Source organism: Streptomyces sp. NPDC048639 (assembly GCF_043199075.1).
Classification (GTDB): Bacteria; Actinomycetota; Actinomycetes; order Streptomycetales; family Streptomycetaceae; genus Streptomyces.
This window is the reverse complement of sequence record NZ_JBICVP010000012.1, coordinates 194,155-212,298: the sequence shown is the minus strand read 5'-3', so window position 1 is coordinate 212,298 and position 18,144 is coordinate 194,155. Positions and strand designations below refer to the sequence as shown.

General features: G+C 71.3%; 18 protein-coding genes and 1 pseudogene. 11 read left to right on the top strand and 8 right to left on the bottom strand.

Annotated features, from left to right (window positions below; genetic code table 11):
• Positions 1-35: 35 nt before the first annotated feature.
• A complete protein-coding gene (locus tag ACGFNH_RS29205) occupies positions 36-1,085 on the bottom strand; it encodes a phosphatidylinositol-specific phospholipase C domain-containing protein (RefSeq protein ID WP_393658781.1) in 1,050 nt (349 codons plus the stop codon).
• Positions 1,086-1,245: 160 nt separating this feature from the next.
• The gene (locus ACGFNH_RS29200; protein WP_393658779.1) at positions 1,246-1,746 is read right to left on the bottom strand and encodes a pyridoxamine 5'-phosphate oxidase family protein; all 501 of its coding nucleotides are present in this window, start codon (positions 1,744-1,746) and stop codon (positions 1,246-1,248) included.
• A 415-nt stretch (positions 1,747-2,161) separates the two neighbouring features.
• Here ACGFNH_RS29200 and ACGFNH_RS29195 point away from each other — a divergent pair, with 415 nt between their 5' ends.
• Positions 2,162-2,551 carry a hypothetical protein gene (locus ACGFNH_RS29195; RefSeq protein WP_393658777.1) on the top strand — a complete coding sequence of 130 codons (390 nt, stop codon included), beginning with the start codon at positions 2,162-2,164 and terminating at the stop codon, positions 2,549-2,551.
• Between the two features lie 73 nt (positions 2,552-2,624).
• Here the strand turns inward: ACGFNH_RS29195 and hypE are convergent, their stop codons facing one another.
• From hypE to hypA, 6 genes and pseudogenes are all read right to left on the bottom strand, one after another.
• Positions 2,625-3,614, bottom strand: a complete 990-nt coding sequence (gene hypE, locus ACGFNH_RS29190; RefSeq protein WP_393658877.1) for a hydrogenase expression/formation protein HypE — start codon at positions 3,612-3,614, stop codon at positions 2,625-2,627.
• Positions 3,615-3,714: 100 nt separating this feature from the next.
• Positions 3,715-4,842 (bottom strand): hydrogenase formation protein HypD, encoded by a 1,128-nt coding sequence (gene hypD / locus ACGFNH_RS29185; protein WP_393658775.1) that lies wholly within the window; start codon positions 4,840-4,842, stop codon positions 3,715-3,717.
• Between the two features lie 104 nt (positions 4,843-4,946).
• Positions 4,947-5,249: pseudogene (locus tag ACGFNH_RS29180) on the bottom strand (HypC/HybG/HupF family hydrogenase formation chaperone); the annotation flags it as partial.
• A 92-nt stretch (positions 5,250-5,341) separates the two neighbouring features.
• Entirely contained in the window at positions 5,342-7,747 is a 2,406-nt protein-coding gene (gene hypF / locus ACGFNH_RS29175; protein WP_393658773.1) for a carbamoyltransferase HypF, read from the bottom strand.
• Between the two features lie 23 nt (positions 7,748-7,770).
• Positions 7,771-8,613 carry a hydrogenase nickel incorporation protein HypB gene (gene hypB, locus ACGFNH_RS29170; RefSeq protein WP_393658875.1) on the bottom strand — a complete coding sequence of 281 codons (843 nt, stop codon included), beginning with the start codon at positions 8,611-8,613 and terminating at the stop codon, positions 7,771-7,773.
• Positions 8,613-9,023 carry a hydrogenase maturation nickel metallochaperone HypA gene (gene hypA / locus ACGFNH_RS29165; RefSeq protein ID WP_393658771.1) on the bottom strand — a complete coding sequence of 137 codons (411 nt, stop codon included), beginning with the start codon at positions 9,021-9,023 and terminating at the stop codon, positions 8,613-8,615. Before hypA ends, hypB begins: the two co-directional genes overlap by 1 nt.
• A gap of 278 nt (positions 9,024-9,301) precedes the next feature.
• On the opposite strand from hypA, the gene ACGFNH_RS29160 reads away from it, so the two are divergent.
• The 10 genes from ACGFNH_RS29160 to ACGFNH_RS29115 are packed head-to-tail and all read left to right on the top strand — an operon-like array spanning position 9,302 to position 18,054.
• Entirely contained in the window at positions 9,302-10,975 is a 1,674-nt protein-coding gene (locus ACGFNH_RS29160; RefSeq protein WP_393658770.1) for an enoyl-CoA hydratase-related protein, read from the top strand.
• A 56-nt stretch (positions 10,976-11,031) separates the two neighbouring features.
• Complete coding sequence (locus ACGFNH_RS29155; protein WP_393658768.1) at positions 11,032-12,084, top strand: hydrogenase expression protein HypE; 1,053 nt, start codon at positions 11,032-11,034, stop codon at positions 12,082-12,084.
• A gap of 24 nt (positions 12,085-12,108) precedes the next feature.
• Positions 12,109-13,896, top strand: a complete 1,788-nt coding sequence (locus ACGFNH_RS29150; RefSeq protein WP_393658766.1) for a nickel-dependent hydrogenase large subunit — start codon at positions 12,109-12,111, stop codon at positions 13,894-13,896.
• Between the two features lie 9 nt (positions 13,897-13,905).
• Positions 13,906-14,469, top strand: a complete 564-nt coding sequence (locus ACGFNH_RS29145; protein ID WP_393658764.1) for a NifU family protein — start codon at positions 13,906-13,908, stop codon at positions 14,467-14,469.
• Positions 14,466-15,149 (top strand): DUF5947 family protein, encoded by a 684-nt coding sequence (locus ACGFNH_RS29140; protein WP_393658762.1) that lies wholly within the window; start codon positions 14,466-14,468, stop codon positions 15,147-15,149. Before ACGFNH_RS29145 ends, ACGFNH_RS29140 begins: the two co-directional genes overlap by 4 nt.
• A complete protein-coding gene (locus ACGFNH_RS29135; RefSeq protein ID WP_393658760.1) occupies positions 15,131-15,337 on the top strand; it encodes a hypothetical protein in 207 nt (68 codons plus the stop codon). Before ACGFNH_RS29140 ends, ACGFNH_RS29135 begins: the two co-directional genes overlap by 19 nt.
• Complete coding sequence (locus ACGFNH_RS29130; RefSeq protein ID WP_393658758.1) at positions 15,334-16,056, top strand: DUF6084 family protein; 723 nt, start codon at positions 15,334-15,336, stop codon at positions 16,054-16,056. Before ACGFNH_RS29135 ends, ACGFNH_RS29130 begins: the two co-directional genes overlap by 4 nt.
• On the top strand, positions 16,044-17,114 hold the full coding sequence (locus tag ACGFNH_RS29125) for a hypothetical protein (protein ID WP_393658756.1): 1,071 nt from the start codon (positions 16,044-16,046) through the stop codon (positions 17,112-17,114). Before ACGFNH_RS29130 ends, ACGFNH_RS29125 begins: the two co-directional genes overlap by 13 nt.
• On the top strand, positions 17,111-17,926 hold the full coding sequence (locus ACGFNH_RS29120; protein ID WP_393658754.1) for a hydrogenase maturation protease: 816 nt from the start codon (positions 17,111-17,113) through the stop codon (positions 17,924-17,926). Before ACGFNH_RS29125 ends, ACGFNH_RS29120 begins: the two co-directional genes overlap by 4 nt.
• Positions 17,923-18,054, top strand: coding sequence for a DUF6893 family small protein (locus ACGFNH_RS29115; RefSeq protein WP_393658752.1), 132 nt, complete (start codon positions 17,923-17,925; stop codon positions 18,052-18,054). The genes ACGFNH_RS29120 and ACGFNH_RS29115 overlap by 4 nt, the downstream gene beginning before the upstream one ends.
• Positions 18,055-18,144: the final 90 nt, after the last annotated feature.

Below are 18,144 nucleotides of genomic sequence, written 5' to 3'. Positions count from 1 at the left end.
GACGGCATCGGCCGACCGGTGACGCGCCCGGAGTCCTAGCCGCGCGGCAGCACGGTCGACAGGACGCCGGGCAGCGGGTACCAGTCGCTGGTGACGATCGAGCCGTGTTCGGCGGCCAGAGCCGCGACACGGGCCCGGGCGTCCGCCTCCGGCGGGTTCACGGAGTCGATCTCCGGAGCGACTCCATGGGCCGAGGTCATGATCACCAGGTAGTTGCGCCGGTCGTACCAGGCCGTGTCGATCCCGGCGTCCGTGACGTACGTGGACGCGGCACCGTCGAAGACCACGAACCAGGGGCGGAGCGAGGCGTCCGCGTAGCGCGTCCGCGGGTCACCGGCCTCGGCTCCGATGACCGCGGGGAAGGCGGTCGAGGAGCCGAGGCCGCCGGAGGAGGACAGCGACCGCAGATGCTCCGCGTACTCGCGGTCGGTCCAGTACGAGTCGAAGGGATTGCTCTGCTCGACCGTGCCCGGGATCAGCTCGATGAGGAACTTGCCCGCAAGGGCGGACCGCTCGGGCCAGGCGCCCGCCTGCACCGCCTCGTCGAGTGTGGCGTGATCCCCGATGAGGTCGCCCGGGCCGAACACCGCGTCGCCCAGCTCGGAGCGGACGAGGGCGTCGAATTCGTCGGGGCCGAGGCCGCCCTTGTTGTTGAAGCCGTCCTTCATCTCGACCTTGATCAGGATGGGGCGGTGGCCGGGGTTGGCGTCGTGCCAGGCCCGCATGTCGGAAAGGCAGCCGCCGAGGCTCTGATTGCGCGACTTGGTGCGCAGCTCGGCCGGTGACCCGGCATTCTCGCAATTGTTGTCGCTGCCCAGCGGGTTGCTGTGCGAGACCCGCCACTTCTTGCTCAGGCCGTTCGTCCAGACATCGATTTCCAGCAGACCCGCACCGGAATCCAGGGCGTCGGCGAAATACCGGTACTTGTCCTTCTCGTACGCGTTGTGGACGCCGACCGATGTGGACCCGGAGTACGAAAGGCCTTCGGCTTCCGCGGTCCCGGCTCCGGCCGGTGCTGCTCCGGCGAGCAGCGCCCCGGCGGACAAGAGGGCCACGGCCGTCACTGCAGAGCGAATCCTGCTCATGCGATGCCACCTTCGACATGGGGGGTGGTGAAAGTGGCAGCAGCGTAAAGGAGTTGGAACGAAATGAGGCGACCCAGGAGGAAATTCGAGGTGGACTTCCATCCGGCGCCGGGCACGGCGGTGCCGGGCCCACCCCGAACTCCTCACAGGGGTAGGGCTTTCAGCGCTCCTCGCGGGGAGGGGCGTCGTCCGTCCCGCGCCGGATCGTCCGTACGCGCTCGCCCGGGCGCCAGGTCTGCACGACCAGGTCGTCCCCTTCGACGAAGGTGCGGACCACCTCGGTCGGTTCGGTACGGAAGAGATGGAACGGCTCGGGAGGCTGCGCGGCCTCCGTGTACCTGGAGATCACCGCGGGATCGGTCACCTCGACGGCACGCCCGCTCACCCGGACATCGCCGCCCGCCATCGACGTGTCCGGGCCGGGGTTCGCCTGAACCGCGAACCGCGGATCGCGCAGCAGGTCCAGCGCCTTGCGCGACTGAGGCATCATGCCGAGCCACATCTCACCGAAGCGGAAATCCACCTCGATGCCGGTGACGCGGGGAGATCCGTCCCGCCGCAGGGTGGCGAGGACATGATGCTTGAACTGCTGGAAGCGCCGGCGTGCCGTGGAGGCCAGTTCGGGCTGTGCGGCCTCGAAGGCCGCCCAATCGGTCGTCATGCGCTCATGATGGGCAGCGAAACCCGACACCCTCTGTCGCCATTGCGGCGTGTGCCTGCGCATTCCTCCGATGGGGCGGGCACGTGGCGTTCCCGTACCGGTTCCCCGGAAAGGCGATCTTGCGACGCGAGGCCGCGTTGACAGCGCTCCCGGAGCGGGCGGACGATCGAGACGGAGATCCGGATCGGAGGCGGGTACTCATGACCGAGTACCGGAATCTTCCCCCCGCCCGCCGGACGGGACCGTGCACCGCGGCCCGGCCGCGGCCTTGGCCCACGCTGTCCCGTCCGCCTGTCGCTGCCTGCCCCGGTGTCTCGGTCGCGATCATCGCTCGGGGCCCCTGGGAAGCCCGGCCGTCCATCCCCTCGCGCCGGCCCATGAACCCGCACCCGTACTCGTGACCGGAGGACCCGCGATGACCACTCTGCAGCACTCGGCTCACGTCAGCGTCCACCTCACCGACTGCTCACCCCAGGACGCGGACTCCGTCTTCGGCGTCCTCCTGTCCGCCTTTCCGGCCGCCGTCGACCAGGAGACCGGCGCGCACTGCGCCCAGCACCCGCGGCTCGACAACCCGATGGTGTGGATCAGGACGTTCGATGTACGGACCTCGGGCGCCGCGGATCCGGAGGCCCTCGCCGGACCGGTGACCGCCGACCTCTTCGGCGGCGACCGCCCCGTACGGCAGATCGAGGAAGCCCTCGCCCGCTCCTTCCTGACGGAGGAGGAAGGCCACGTCGTGCCCGGGGACCAGGAGGTACAGGTCCGGCTGCGGCTGAGCAGCCGGGTCGCCGTCCCGTCCTGAGACGCCGATGACCGGTCCCGCGGCGGTGTTCGCCGCGGGACCGGCCATGAGTCCGCGCTTCTGCCGTGAAGTCTCAGCAGATACGGGGGAGTTGCTCGCCCAGCGGCAGGTCCACCACGCGCGTACCGCCCAGCCCGGTGCGCGCCACGACCATCCCCGGATGCTCCTCCACGCATTCGCCGATCACGGCCGCGCCCGCGCCCTGGGGGTGGGCGCGCATCGCTTCGAGGACCGCGTCCGCCCGGTCGCGGGGCACGAAGGCCACGAGCCGCCCCTCGTTGGCCACGTACAGCGGATCGAGGCCGAGGAAGCCGCAGGCGTTGGCGACCGCGTCCGGTACGGGCAGGGTGCGTTCGACGAGCGCCACGCCCGTACCGGAGGCGGCGGCGATCTCGTTCAGCGAGGTGGCCAGGCCGCCGCGCGTGGGGTCGCGCAGCACGTGCAGGTCCGGGGTGACCGCGAGCATCGCCTCGACCAGGCCTGCCAGCGGGGCCGTGTCGCTGGTGATCTCCACCCCGAACTCCAGCCCCTCCCGGACGCTCATGATGGCCACGCCGTGCAGCCCGATGGGACCGCTGACGATGATCACGTCCCCGGGCACGGCGCGCTGCGGCCGGATGTCGACGCCGTCCGGGATCAGCCCGATGCCGGAGGTGTTGAGGTAGATGCCGTCGCCGTGCCCGGCGTCGACGACCTTGGTGTCGCCCGTGGCGACGATGACCCCGGCCGCCAGCGCGGCCGCACCCACCGCCTCGGCCACCCTGCCGACCGTGGCGAGCTCGACGCCTTCCTCCAGGATGAACGCGCACGAGAGGTACGCGGGCCGGGCGCCGCTCATGGCCAGGTCGTTGACCGTGCCGTTGACCGCCAGGTCGCCGATGCTGCCGCCGGGGAAGAACAGCGGCCGCACCACGTAGGAGTCGGTGGAGAACGCCAGCCGGGCGCCGCCGAGCGTCAGGGCCGCCGAGTCGCCGAGTCCGGCGAGCGTGGCATTGCCGTACGCGGGCGTGAACAGGTGCTCCACCAGCTCGGCGGAGAGCGCACCGCCACCGCCGTGCCCCATGACCACCACCGGCTGGTCGCGCAGGGGCAGCGGGCAGGACCACTCGGCGGGGTTGACCTGAGCGGGTACGTCCCTGGTCCGGTCCGTCGTCGCAGCCGTCTCACCCAACGGGGCTCGCCTCCTTCGGCGATGCCGGCCCGTGCTCCAGGCGCCGGTACAAGTAGTAGGCGGCGCAGGCCCCTTCGCTGGAGACCATGGTGGCGCCCAGCGGTTTCCGGGGGGTGCAGAGCGTGCCGAACGCCTCGCACTGGTTCGGCTTGATCAGGCCCTGGAGCACCTCCCCGCTGCGGCACGCGCCGGACTCGCAGGTCCGTACGTCGGTGACCTGGAAGCGGTGTTCGGCGTCGTAGTCCCGGAAAGCCTCGGACAGCCGCCAGCCGCTGTCCGGGATCATGCCGATGCCGCGCCAGGCCCGGTCGGTGACCTCGAAGACCTCCTCGAGCATGCGCAGTGCCGCGGCGTTGCCGTCGTCGCGGACGGCCCGCCCGTACGCGTTGTCCACCCGGTGCTCGCCGCGCTCCAGTTGGTGGACCGTACGGCGTACCCCCTCCAGGATGTCCAGCGGTTCGAACCCGGTCACCACGATCGGCACCTGGAACCGCTCGGCCAGCCCCGGATACTCCGCCGTGCCCATCACGCTGCACACATGGCCCGCGGCGAGGAACGCCTGGACGCGGCAGGAGGGCGACTGCATGATCGCCTCGATGGCGGGGGGTACGCGCACATGGGAGACGAGCAGACTGAAGTTGCGGATGCCCAGGCGCCGGGCCTGATGCACCGTCATGGCATTGGCGGGTGCGGTGGTCTCGAAGCCGATGCCGAAGAAGACCACTTCGCGGTCCGGATTGCGCTGCGCGATGGTGAGGGCGTCCAGTGGCGAGTACACCACCCGTACGTCGCCGCCCGCGCCCTTGACGCGGAAGAGATCCCGGTCGGTGCCCGGGACCCGCAGCATGTCGCCGAAGGAGCAGAAGATGACATCCGGCCGGGAGGCGATCTCCAGCGCCTTGTCGATCATCTCCAGGGGCGTCACGCACACCGGACAGCCCGGTCCATGGATCAACTCGACCTTCTCGGGGAGCAGTTGGTCGATGCCATGGCGGATGATGGAGTGGGTCTGGCCGCCGCAGACCTCCATGAGGGCCCACGGCTGGGTGACCGTGGCGTGGATGTCGTCCAGCAACCGCCGTGCCAGACCGGGGTCGTTGAACTCGTCGATGTACTTCACCGGACTCCCTCCTGTACCGCCGCTGCCGCCTCCGTCGCTACTGCTGTTGCAGCCACCGCCTCCGTCACTGCTGCGGTCGCCGCCGCCGTTGTCGCAACCGCGGGCTCCTGGCCGGCGGTGTCGGGGCGCTCGGCACCGGCCTCCTCCGCCGCGCGGCCCCACGCGTCCCCGAACTCCTCCTCCAGAAGCCCCAGTTCCGCGAACAGCGCCAGGGACTGCCGGGCCGATTCCTCGTCGAGCCGCTGGAGGGCGAAGCCCACGTGGACGATCACGTACTCGCCCACCTCGGCCTCCGGCACGTATGCGAGGCACACATCCTTCACCACGCCGCCGAAGTCGACCTGCGCCATGCGCGTGCCGTTGCGATCCTCGGTGGCGACCACCTTGCCGGGCACTGCCAGGCACATGATGTTCTCCCTTCGTCGTTGTCAAGGCATAGGGGGACAAGGGCGGTCCGGGCACACGGCCGTGCGCGCCGTGGGTCGGGACGGGATGGCGGCTACGGGCTCCCGAGCCGGGCCGCGACCACGAGCTGGCCGAGCGCCAGCCCGCCGTCGCCGCACGGGACCTCCCGGTGGCGCAGGACCGTGAAGCCGGAGGCCTCCAGCCGGTCCGAACAGGCCTCGTCCAGCAGCGCGTTGGCGAACACCCCACCGGTCAGCGCCACCGTGCTCGTACCGGTCTCCCGGCGGGCGAGGCGGGCCAGGGACGTCACCGCGTCCGCCACCGCCCGGTGGAAGCGCGCGGCGATCACCTCGGGCCCGGTCCCGGCCCGCAGGTCGTGGACGACGGACCGCAGCACCGGCTCCGCGTCGAGCAGCGCCGAGGTCTGGCCACGGCGCAGGCCGAAGGCGTACGCGTCCCGGCAGTCCGCCCAGGCACGTGCCGCCGCCGCTTCCAGTTCGACGGCTGCCTGCGCCTCGTAGACCGCCCGGTGGCACACGCCCGCCAGCGACGAGACGGCGTCGAACAGCCGCCCCATGCTGGACGTCGGCACGCACGCCGTACCGCGTACGAGCTGACGGGCCAGCAGATGCCGCTCCTCGGGAGTGCAGGCGGCCACGCACGGCAGGTCGTCGTCCCAGGCGATCCTCGCGGTGCGCAGGCGGGAGAGCGCCATCCGGCAGGGGTTGCCCACTCCGGCGTCGCCACCGGGCAGCGGGACGTACGCCAGATGCGCGAACCTGCGGAAGCCGCCGTAGTCGGCCAGCAGCACCTCGCCGCCCCAGATCGCCGTGTCGTCGCCATAGCCGGTGCCGTCGAAGGCGAAACCGAGGACCGGTCTGCTGCCGTCCAGGCCGTGCTCCGCCATGACCGAGGCGACATGGGCGTGGTGATGCTGCACCAGATGCAACGGCCGGCCGTCCCGGTGACGGCGTGCCCAGCGCACCGAGTGGTACCCCGGGTGCCGGTCGCAGGCGAGCAGCTCCGGGATGACCCCGGTCAGCATCTGCAGCCGGTGGCCCGCCGCCTCGAAGGCCCGCAGCCCGGCCAGGTCGCCCATGTCCCCGATATGGGCGGAGAACCAGGCCCGGTCGTCCTCCGCGAGACAGAGCGTGTTCTTCAGGTCCCCGCCGACAGCCATGACCGGCGGCACCGCGAAGGGCAGCGCGAGCGGGGCGGGAGCGTAGCCGCGGGACCGGCGCAGTACGACCTCGCTGCCGTCGGGGCGTACGCGCACCACGGAGTCGTCGCAGGGCACCTCGATCGCACGGTCGTGCCAGAGCCAGGCGTCGGCCAGTCCGTCGAGCCGGTCGAGCGCCTCCTCATCGCCGGTGACGATGGGCTCGCCCGAGCGGTTGCCGCTGGTCATCACCAGGACGCGAGGGCCCAGCGGATCGCCGGGCAGCCCGAACAGCAGGTGGTGGAGCGGGGTGTACGGCAGCATCACCCCGACATCGGGACTGCCGGGGCACACCTCGGGTGCCAGCGGAACCCCGCTCTCGTCGTCGAAGCGGCGCAGCAGGACGATCGGGCGCCGGCGGCCGGTGAGGATCTCGTGCTCCGCCGGTCCGAGGCGGGCCAGGCGCGCCGCGGTCCCGGCGTCGGCGGCCATCACGGCGAACGGCCTGGCCCCGCGGGCCTTGCGCTCGCGCAGCGTGGCGACGGCGCGCGAGTCGGTGGCGTCGCACGCGAGGTGGTAGCCCCCGATGCCCTTGACGGCCAGGATCGCCCCCTGCGACAGCATCCTCCGCGCCTCCGTGAGCGCCGACTCGCCCTCGCCGTAAGGGAGTTCGCTTCCCGCTGCCGGAGTGAGGCGGAGCCTCGGGCCGCAGACGAGGCAGGCTACGGGCTGGGCGTGGAAGCGCCGGTCGGCCGGATCGCCGTACTCCCGCGCGCAGTCCGCGCACAGCGGGAAGCCCGCCATGGTCGTGGTCGCGCGGTCGTACGGCAGTGCCGTCGCGATGGTGAGGCGCGGGCCGCAGTGCGTGCAGGTGATGAAGGGGTGCCTGTAGCGGCGGTCGGCGGGGTCGGCCAGCTCCCGAAGACAGTCGTCGCATGTCGCGGTGTCGGGCGGCATCAGCGTGCGGCCCTCTCCGAGTTCGGAGGGCCGGATGGTGAAGCCCCTCCCCGACGTCCCCGGCGTCCCCGGCGCGGGCGGCTCGTCGGCCGTGCCCAGCGGATGCATGGCCTCGTGCGTGATGGACGAGACGACCGCCAGCGGCGGTGCCTCGGTGCCGACGCGAAGGCAGAACGCCTCGACCGAGGCGGGGTCGCCCTCGACCTCGGCGATGACGCCTGCGGCGTTGTTGGCCACATGGCCGGACAGGCCCAGTCCGGTGGCCAGCGTGTGGACGAAGGGCCGGAAGCCGACCCCCTGGACCACACCTCGTACGGTGACACGTCTCCGGACGGCCGTGCAGGGGAAGCCCTGCTTCCGGCGGTCGTCTGCGAGCGTCGTCATGGCGGCTCCTCGCCCCCGACGCTCTACCGGACCGGGACGCCGGCGGCGCGGGCGGTCTCCGCACCGGGACCGGGGTCGTCGTGCACAGGGACATGGCCGTGGCTGTGCGGGTGGCCGTCGCCGTGGTCGTGCACATGGCCCGCGTCGGGGCCGTGATCGTGCGGATGCGCGCTCCGGTGCTGCGCCGCCAGGGGCGGCTGGTGCGGCAGGTCGCCATCGCACACGGCAAGCACCCGGTCCAGGAGCGTGTCCACGCCCTCACCTGTACGGGAGGACGTCCGGAGCACCTCCACGCCCGGGTTGACGCGTTCGACGCTCGCCGCGAACTCCGCCTCGCCGAATCCGACCGCCTCCGCGATGTCGGTCTTGCCGAGGACGACCAGGTTCGCCAGCCCGAACGCGGTCGGGTACTTGACCGGCTTGTCCTCGCCCTCGGTCACGGACATCATCGCCACCCGCAGCCGCTCGCCCAGGTCGTACGAGGCGGGGCAGACCAGGTTGCCCACGTTCTCCACGAACAGCACGCGGGTCCCCTCCGGCAGCCATCCCTCCAGATGCGCGCGGACCTGGTCGGCCTCCAGATGGCACAGCCCGCCGGTCAGCACCTGCTTCACCGGCGCGCCCGAACGCGCCAGCCTGCGGGCGTCGTTCTCCGTGGCGAGGTCTGCGGTGAGCGCCGCCACCGGGACGCCGCGCTGGGTGGTCCGGCGCAGTACGCACTCCAGTAGCGCCGTCTTGCCGCTGCCGGGGCTCGACAGCAGATTGACCACGGTGACCCCGCGCCGCGCGAGGTCCTCGCGCAGTGCGGCCGCCAGCCCGTCGTTCTTCGCCAGAACCGCCTGTTGCAGGTCGACGACACGGCACATCATCCGCAGCACTCTCCCTCTCGCGCGGCGTGCCGCGCTGTCCCGGGCCCTGGGCACGAGCCGCCCTCGGGCAGCGTCACGTCCAGCAGCTCCAGCTCGCGTCCGGTCAGCAGCTCGGTCACCGACGCCTCGCAGCGGGGGCACGACAGTCGTGGCGGTGAACCCACCGGGAACTCCACGTCGCAGGGGGCGCAGCGGGCGCTCGCCGGCACCTCGTCGATGACGAGTCCGGCGCCGGCCAGCAGCGTGCCCTCCGCGACCAGTTCGAAGGAGAACCTCAGGGCGTCCGCCACGACCCCCGCCAGCTCGCCGATGCGCAGCCGCACCGACTCGACCGAGGCGGCCCCGTGTTCCCGGGCGGCCTCCTCGGCTCTTTCGACGACGGACAGGGCGATCGAGAGCTCATGCATGGAGCGTCACGGTAGGCACGGCCGGAGGCGCCCCGGACTCCGGCGAGCCTGCGGGGGCCGCCGAATTCGCCCGGGCGGCCCAACACGGGCGCGTCCCGACCCCGCTCGCCCGCTTCCTTGGTCACCATCGCCACGCGGGATCCCCGGACCGCCCCGAACCCCCGGCCCCCGGCCGCCCCGACCTCGACCGTCCGAGGCCCTGATCGCCCCGGGACCCGACCTTGCGAAACCTGACCGTCCCGAGACCCCGAGAGCAACGGCCATGCCCAGGAGGCGTGATGCACATCCTGCTCGTCCCGAGCGCGTTCAACAGCCTGACGCAGCGGGTCTTCGCAGAGCTCCGCGACCGCCGCCACACGGTCGAGGTGGAGCTCGCCGTCTCGGACGAGGCGGTACGGGAGGCCGTACGGCGGCACGCCCCCGACCTCGTCGTCGCCCCGATGCTGACCACCGCCATCCCGCAGGACGTCTGGGCGGAGCACACCTGCCTGGTCGTGCATCCCGGGCCGCCCGGCGACCGCGGCCCGTCGTCCCTGGACTGGGCCGTCCACGAGGGCGTCCCCCAGTGGGGCGTGACGGTGCTGCAGGCGGACGCGGAGATGGACGCCGGTCCGGTGTGGGCCTCGGCGTCCTTCCCGGTGCCGGCGAAGGTGGCCAAGAGCGAGCTGTACCGGGGCGAGACGGCCGACGCCGCTCTCCGGGCCGTCCTCCTCGCCGTGGAGCGCTTCGCCTCGGGGACGTACGTGCCGCGGACGCACGCGCCGTCCACCGGCGACGGCTGGCGCCCGTACTTCGCCCAGGACCTGCGCCGGATCGACTGGGACACCGACTCCACCGGGACCGTGCTGCGGAAGTTGCGCGCCGCCGATTCCCGCCCCGGCGTCCTGGACGCGTTCCTCGACGGCGAGTGGTTCCTGCACGGCGGCCACGCGGAGGACGCGCTGCGGGGTGAGCCCGGCCGGGTACTGGCCACGCGCTGCGGAGCGATCTGCCGCGCGACGGCCGACGGTGCGGTCTGGATCCCGGAGCTGCGGCCCCGGAGACGGCCGGGCGGCCCCCGTATGTTCAAACTGCCCGCCGTCCAGGCGCTCGGATCCCGGCTGCCCGACGTGCCCGAGACACCCGCTCCGCTCTGGCCCGAGGAGGGCCACCGCACCTGGTCCGACGTCCGGTACGACGAGAGCGGCCCGGTCGGTTTCCTGCGGTTCTCCTTCCCGGGCGGCGCGATGAGCACGGACCGGTGCCGCCGGCTCCTGACGGCGTACCGCTTCGCTTGCTCCCGCCCCACGGACGTGGTGGTGCTCGGGGGCGCGCGGGACTTCTTCTCCAACGGGATCCATCTCGGCGTCATCGAGGCCGCCGACGACCCGGCGGCCGAGTCCTGGGCGAACATCCAGGCCATGGACGACCTGGTCGAGGAGATCCTGACCACCACCGACCGCCTGGTCGTCGCCGCGCTCGGCGGCAACGCCGCCGCCGGGGGAGTGATGCTGGCCCTGGCGGCGGACGAGGTGTGGTGCAGAACCGGCACGGTGCTCAATCCGCACTACCGCCGCATGGGGCTTCACGGCTCGGAGTTCTGGACGTACACCCTGCCCCGCCGGGTCGGGGACGCCGAGGCCGCGCGGCTGACCCGTGAGGCGCTGCCGGTCAGCGCCGCGGGGGCCCTGAGAGCCGGGCTCGTCGACCGGGTCGTGGACTCGGGGCCCGAGGAGTTCGCGGCGGAGGCCACCCGAATGGCCCTCAGACTCGCCTCCTCGTCCGTGCTACGGGACCGCATCGCGGAGAAGAAGAGCGTGCGGGAGCGGGACGAGGCCGCCAAGCCGCTGGGCGCGTACCGGGTGGAGGAGCTGGCCCACATGCGGAGAGCCTTCTTCGACCCGGAGGCGCCGTACCACGCCCTCCGGGCGGCCTTCGTCCGGAAGGAGCCCTGCAGCGTGTTCAAGTTGTAGGTATATGTCCGTCATGTCAGCCTTCCGTAGAACCCGGTCCCAGGAAAGAAGGCGCCATGAGCACCGTCACCTCGACCCCCAGCGGCGTTGAAGAGGTTCACATCCTCTGGACGTCCGAAGGCATGAGCTGTGACGGCGACACGGTTTCGGTCACGGCCGCGTCGCTGCCGAGCATCGAAGACGTCGTGATGGGCGCCATCCCAGGCCTTCCCAAGGTCCATCTGCACAACAAGGTGCTGGCCTACGAGACCGGCGACGACTTCATGCGGCCCTTCCACCAGGCTGCCCGCGGCGAACTGGGGCCCTTCGTCTTCGTCGTGGAGGGGTCCATCCCCAACGAGCGGATCAACGGGGACGGCTACTGGACGTCCATGGGCAACGACCCGGACACCGGTGAGCCGATCACGCTGAACACCTGGATCGACCGCCTCGCGCCGCAGGCCTTCGCCGTGGTCGCCATCGGCACCTGCGCGACGTACGGCGGCATCCACGCCATGGCGGGAAACCCCACCGGATCCATGGGCCTCACCGACTACCTGGGCAAGGACTTCCGTTCCGCGAGCGGGCTGCCGATCGTCAACGTCCCCGGCTGCCCCGTCCAGCCCGACAACTTCATGGAGACCCTGACCTGGATGCTCTACCAGGCCGCAGGGATGGCTCCGCCGATCCCGCTGGACGAACAGGGCCGTCCCACCTGGCTGTTCGGCAAGACCGTGCACGAGGGCTGCGACCGTGCCGCGTACTACGAGCAGGGTGACTTCGCCAAGGACTACAACTCGCCCAAGTGCCTGGTGAAGACGGGCTGCTGGGGTCCCGTGGTGAACTGCAACGTCCCCAAGCGCGGCTGGATGGACGGCGTCGGCGGCTGCCCCAACGTCGGCGGCATCTGCATCGGCTGCACCATGCCCGGCTTCCCCGACATGTTCATGCCCTTCATGGACGAGCCCCCCGGCGGCTCCCTCTCCTCCGCCGTGCTCGGCTCCACCTACGGGCCCCTCATCAGATCGCTGCGCGGCATCACCAACCGAGCGGTGAACCGCGAACCCAAGTGGCGCCACAACCGTGCCGAGCTCACCTCCGGCTTCGCCCCGCGCTGGTCGGGCCGCTGACGTTGCGAGACAAGGACCAATTCTGTGACGACGAGTGAGACCATCCCGCCCGAGCAACGCAACCTCACCGAGGTCGCGTTCGACCCCATCACCAGGATCGTCGGCAACCTGGGCATCTATACGAAGATCGACTTCAACAACCGCGTCGTGGCCGAGTGCCGCAGCACCTCGTCCATCTTCCGCGGCTACAGCGTCTTCATGAAGGGCAAGGACCCGCGGGACGCCCACTTCATCACCAGTCGCATCTGCGGCATCTGCGGGGACAACCACGCCACGTGCTCGGTGTACGCGCAGAACATGGCGTACGGGGTGAAGCCCCCGCCGCTCGCCGAATGGATCATCAACCTCGGCGAAGCGGCCGAGTACATGTTCGACCACACGATCTTCCAGGACAACCTGGTCTTCGTCGACTACTGCGAACGCATGGTCAAGGAGACCAATCCGGGCGTCATGGAGCAGGCGAACCGCACGCCCGCCCCCCGCGGCGACGCCCACGGCTACAAGACGGTCGGCGACATCATGCGCGCCTTCAACCCGTTCGAGGGCGAGATGTACCGCGAGGCCCTCGTGATGAGCCGCATCACCCGCGAGATGATCTGCCTGATGGAGGGGCGGCACGTCCACCCGTCCACGCTCTACCCGGGCGGGGTGGGCACCGTCGCGACGCCGCAGGTCTTCACCGACTACCTCGTGCGTCTGATGAAGTGCATGGACTTCATCAAGAAGGCCGTCGCCATGAACGACGACATCTTCGACTTCTTCTACGAGGCGATGCCCGGCTACGAGGAGGTCGGCCGGCGGCGCACCATGCTCGGCTGCTGGGGCTCGTTCCAGGACCCCGACGTGGCGGACTACGACTACCGCACGATGACCGACTGGGGCCGGGCGATGTATGTCACTCCCGGCATCATCGTCGACAACGAGCTGATCACCACCGACCTGGTCGACATCAACCTCGGCATGCGCATCATGCTCGGCAGCTCCTACTACGAGGACTGGACGAACGAGCAGACCTTTGTCGACAAGGACCCGCTGGGCAACCCCGTCGACCGCCGCCACCCCTGGAACCAGACCACCCTCCCCGCGCCGCAGAAGCGCGACCTGGAGGGCGGCAAGTACAGCTGGGTGATGAGCCCGCGCTGGTTCGACAAGCGCACCGGCGACCACCTGCCGCTGGAGACCGGCGGCGGTGCGATCGCCCGCCTGTGGGCCACCTCGCTGGCCGGCCTGGTCAACACCCCGTACGTCCGCTCCACCGGGCACAGCGTCCAGATCGATCTGCCGAAGACCCCCGGGACGCCCGAGACCCGGCTCGAGTGGCGGCCGCCGCCCTTCCCGAACACCATCGAGCGCAACCGGGCCAGGATGTACTTCGTGGCCTACTCCGCCGCGATGGCGCTCTTCTTCGTCGACAAGGCGCTGGGTGAGGTCCGGGCCGGACGCACCAAGGTCTTCGAGGACTTCAAGGTCCCCAAGGACGCCATCGGCTGCGGCTTCCACGAGGCGGTCCGCGGTGTCCTCTCGCACCACCTGGTGATCGAGGACGGCAAGATCGCGAACTACCACCCGTACCCGCCGACGCCGTGGAACGCCTCTCCCCGCGACTCCTTCGGCACCCCCGGCCCGTACGAGGACGCCGTCCAGGGCACGCCCATCTTCGAGGAGAACGGCCCGGAGAACTTCAAGGGCATCGACATCATGCGCACCGTCCGCAGTTTCGACCCGTGCCTTCCCTGCGGCGTGCACATGTACCTCGGCGACGGGCGCACCCTGCGCCAGACCCACTCGCCCACCTTCGGCGCTCTCAACTAGGCGGGCCGCATGCCGTGGGAAGAGGAGGACGCGCGCCGGCACGTCGCGCGCACCGAGGAACTGCTGGCCGGTCTGGACACCCTGCCGGACAACGTCGCGGCCGCACGCGCCCTGGAATGCGTCGAGGCGCTGGTCGACCTCTACGGGGAGTGCCTCGGCCGGGTCATGGAACACGCCACGAGCGGTGAGGGTGACGGCGCCCTGGCACGGCGACTCGCGGACGACGAACTCGTCGGCCATCTGCTGCTCGTGCACGATCTGCACCCCGACCCGGCGGACGTCCGCGCCCGCCGGGCCGTCGAGCAGGTCCGCCCGCAGCTCCAATCCCTGGGCGGGGACGCCGAGTTGCTGGAAGCGGCGGACGGAGCGGTACGGATCCGGGTCCAGGGCGGCCGCGGCTGCTCGTCCTCGCCGGACGCCCTGGAGCAGACCGTACGGGACGCCGTGGGCGGTGCGGCGCCCGAGGTCGAACGCATCGACATCGAGACCGTGCAGGCTCCCGAGCCGGAGACGCTCATTCCCGTGGACGCGCTCTTCAAGGGCCGCACCCTGACGGGACGCGGTGCCGGGTGAGCGCGTCCTCCTTCGCCGCACCCCGGCTTCGGGGTCTTGCCCGCCGTCCCTCCCGCTCCACGGAGCCGGGAGGGACGGCGGGGTCGGCGGGGCCGGAGCGGTGCGACCTCTGCGCGGAGGCGCTCGCCCCGGACCACCGCCACCTGCTGGACATCCAGGAAGGGCAGGTCTCCTGCGCGTGCCGCGCCTGCTCGCTGCTGTTCGACCGCAAGGAGTCCGGAGGCGCCCACTACCGGCTGCTGCCGCAGCGACGGCTGCGGCTGGACGGCTGCGAGATCGACGACATGACCCTGGCCGGTCTCGGGGTCCCCGTGGAGCTGGCGTTCTTCACACGCGGTGAGATGTCGGGCGAGGTCTCCGTCGGCTATCCGAGCCCGATGGGCGTACTGCGCTCCACCGTCGATCCGCAGAGCTGGGCCGAGGTCCAGGGCTCCCACCCCGCCCTGGCCGGCCTCGCCGACGATGTGGAGGCCCTGCTGGTCAACCGGGCGCGAGGCGCCCGGGAGCACTGGCTGGTGCCGCTGGACGACTGCTATCGCCTGGTCGCGCTGGTGCGCGCACACTGGAAGGGACTGGGCGGGGGGCCCGACGTATGGCAGCAGATCGAAGGCTTCTTCCGCGACCTGTCCACCGACTCCGACCCAGCAGCCAAGGAGGCGTCATGGCCGACATCAACGTAGGAAAGGCCGATGTCAAGCCCGATACGCCGGCGCACGTCAAGGGCGTCCGCGAAGGCAACGACACACGTCGCAAGCGCGAGCCGGGACACCGCAAGGACGACCGCTCCACGGCTCGCAGGTCGACCGGAATCAACGCCAAGCACCACGAGCCGGTGGACCCCGACATGCCCAACCTCTCCCCGGCGTGACCGCCGAACACGCCATCCCGGACCTGGTCTTCACGGTCACGGGCGTGGAACCCGAGCGCTTCGCGGCAGTCCCCACGCTGAGGTTCGGGCTGGAGATCGGCCGGGCGGGCGGCGGCCCCGTCCGCTCGGTCACCCTCACCACCGCGATCCGCGTCGACGTCGCACGCCGCCGCTACGACGCGGCCGAACAGCGGGCGCTGGCCGAGCTGTTCGGCGAGCCGCAGCGCTGGGGCAGCTCCGTACGGCCGCTGTCCTGGACGCAAGTCACGCTCGTGGTGCCCCCGTTCGACAAGAGCACGACGGTGCACCTCAGCGTGCCCTGCACCTACGACACCGAGCTCGCCGTCACCAAGTACCTGCGTGCCGTCCGTGACGGTGACGTGCCACTGGACTTCCTCTTCAACGGAACGATCTTCTACGAGGCGCCCGGCGGAGGGATGGGCACGGCCCAGATCTCATGGAGCCGCGACGCCCGCTACCGCATGCCCGCCGGGCTCTGGCACGAACTGATCGACCGGTACTTCGGCGGCAGCCCCTGGCTGCGGCTCTCCCGGGAGACCTACGACCGGCTCGACGCGTACCGGACCGGCGAGGTCCACGTCGGCTGGGACGAGACGGTCCGCAGCCTGCTCGACGCCGCGTCGGACGGCAGGAAGAGCCCCGCAGTCACCGACATGTCCGCACCCCCCGCAACCGCCGGAGCACCATGGACGCAGTGAAGCAGGGCGCCGTACCGCAGACCGCGGACACCGCCGTGGAGAAGATCGTGCGCACCTGCCTCTACGAGGGTTACCTGCTGTGGCCCTACCGCAGGTCCGCGCTGAAGAACACCAAGCGCTGGACCTTCGGCGGGGTCTTCCCGCGGTCCTGCGCCGTCGAACTCGGCGAAGCGAGCCGTATGCAGACCCAGGTCCTCATCGAAGGGCCGGACGGGTCCGAGGTGTCGGTCCGCGTGCGCTTCCTGCACGTGGTCGACCGCACTGTGCTCCGCGAAGGGCCGGACGGACACGAGCCGGTGGACGAGCTGACGGTGGACGGGGAGCGCCATGTGGCCTGGCAGGAGGCGACGGAGCGCGAGGTGCCCGTACGCCTGAGCCTGAGCGCCGCCGTCACCGGGCCCGTCACCACCGCGGTCGACATCCCGGCGGGCACCGACCACGAGGATCTGACCGACGCCTCGGGCCGGCGCGTCGGCGCACTCGTCCGCGGCTGGAACGCGCTGACCGGCACGGTGGAGGTCGCCGCCGAGCGCGTCGCCGACGGCGTGCACCGGCTGACCGTACGCGTGGAGAACACCACGCCCTGCTCGGTGCCCGCCCCCGGCGCCCGGCACGCCCGCGAGGCGGCGGCCGCCTACGCCTTCGTCTCCACGCACACCGTGCTGGACGCGGCCCCGGGCCGGTTCGTCTCGCTCATCGACCCGCCCGAGCGCCTGAGCGCGGCCGCCAAGGACTGCGAGAACCAGGGCACATGGCCCGTCCTCGTCGGCGAGGGCGACACCGAGGACGGCGCACCCACCGTGCTCTCCTCGCCGGTCACGCTCTACGACTTCCCGGCGGTCGCGCCCGAGAGCCCCGGCGACCTGTTCGACGGGACCGAGATCGACCAACTCCTCGTCCTCAGCGTGCTCAGCATGACCGAGGAGGAGCAGCGGGAGGCCAGGGCCTGCGACCCCAGGGCGCGGGAGATCCTGGACCGCTGCGCCGGGCTCACCCACGACGAACTGATCGCCCTGCACGGAACCATCCGCGAGTTCCGGCCTCTGGAGGACGTGTGAGCGAGCAGACGAGGGACGACGTCAGGCAGTCCCGGACCCGTACCTGCACGGTGAACGGGATCACGGTGCGCAAGGGCAGCCGGGTGCGGCTGCGACCCACGCGCAGCGCGGACATCTTCGACCTGGCGCTGTCCGGCCGTACCGCCGAAGTGGACGGCGTCGAGGAGGACTTCGAGGGCAACATCCATGTGGCTGTGGTGCTGGAGGGCGACCCGGGCCGCGACTTCGGTACGAGCGGCCAGATCGGTCACCGCTTCTTCTTCGCGCCCGACGAACTGGAGCCCGCGGAACCGGTCGCCGACAGCCCCTCCGGTACGCGGATCCTCGTCGCCGGCATCGGCAATGTCTTCATGGCCGACGACGGATTCGGGCCCGCCGTGGCCGCGGCACTCGGCGGGATCTCCCTGCCCGGCACCGTGCATGTCGCCGACTTCGGCATCCGGGGCATGGACCTCGCCTACCGGCTGCTCGACGGGTACGACGTCGCGCTCCTCGTGGACGCCGCTCCGCGCGGGCTGGAGCCCGGCACGCTGAGCGTCATCGAACCGGACCTCACGGAGGGCGACGTCGCGCCCGAAGCGCACGCCATGGACCCCGTGAAGGTCCTCGCGCTCGCCCGCCACCTGGGCGAGGCACCGCTTCCCCGGATCCTCGTGGTCGGCTGCGAGCCGATGGTGCGGATGAACGGGGACGAGCCGGACGTGGTCGTGGGACTGAGCGCGCCCGTGAAGGCGGCCGTCGACGAGGCCGCCCGCCTGGTCGAATCACTGGTGGGGGAGCTGCTCAGGGGAGAGGAGGTGAGTCCCCGATGAAGAACGGCATCTTCATTCCGGCGGTCCTGGTGCGTGCCGCCGTCGGCCTCCTGGCCGCCGCCGTGGTCACTGCCCTCGTGGCGGAGGCGCCCGGGATCCGGCGGTACATCAAGATCGAGACGATGTGAGTGCCCGCTGACTCTCACATCGGCGAACACCTCGGCGGCGGGTGGCATCGTGCCGGCCCGCCGCCGACCCGTCGGCACCGCCCCGTACGG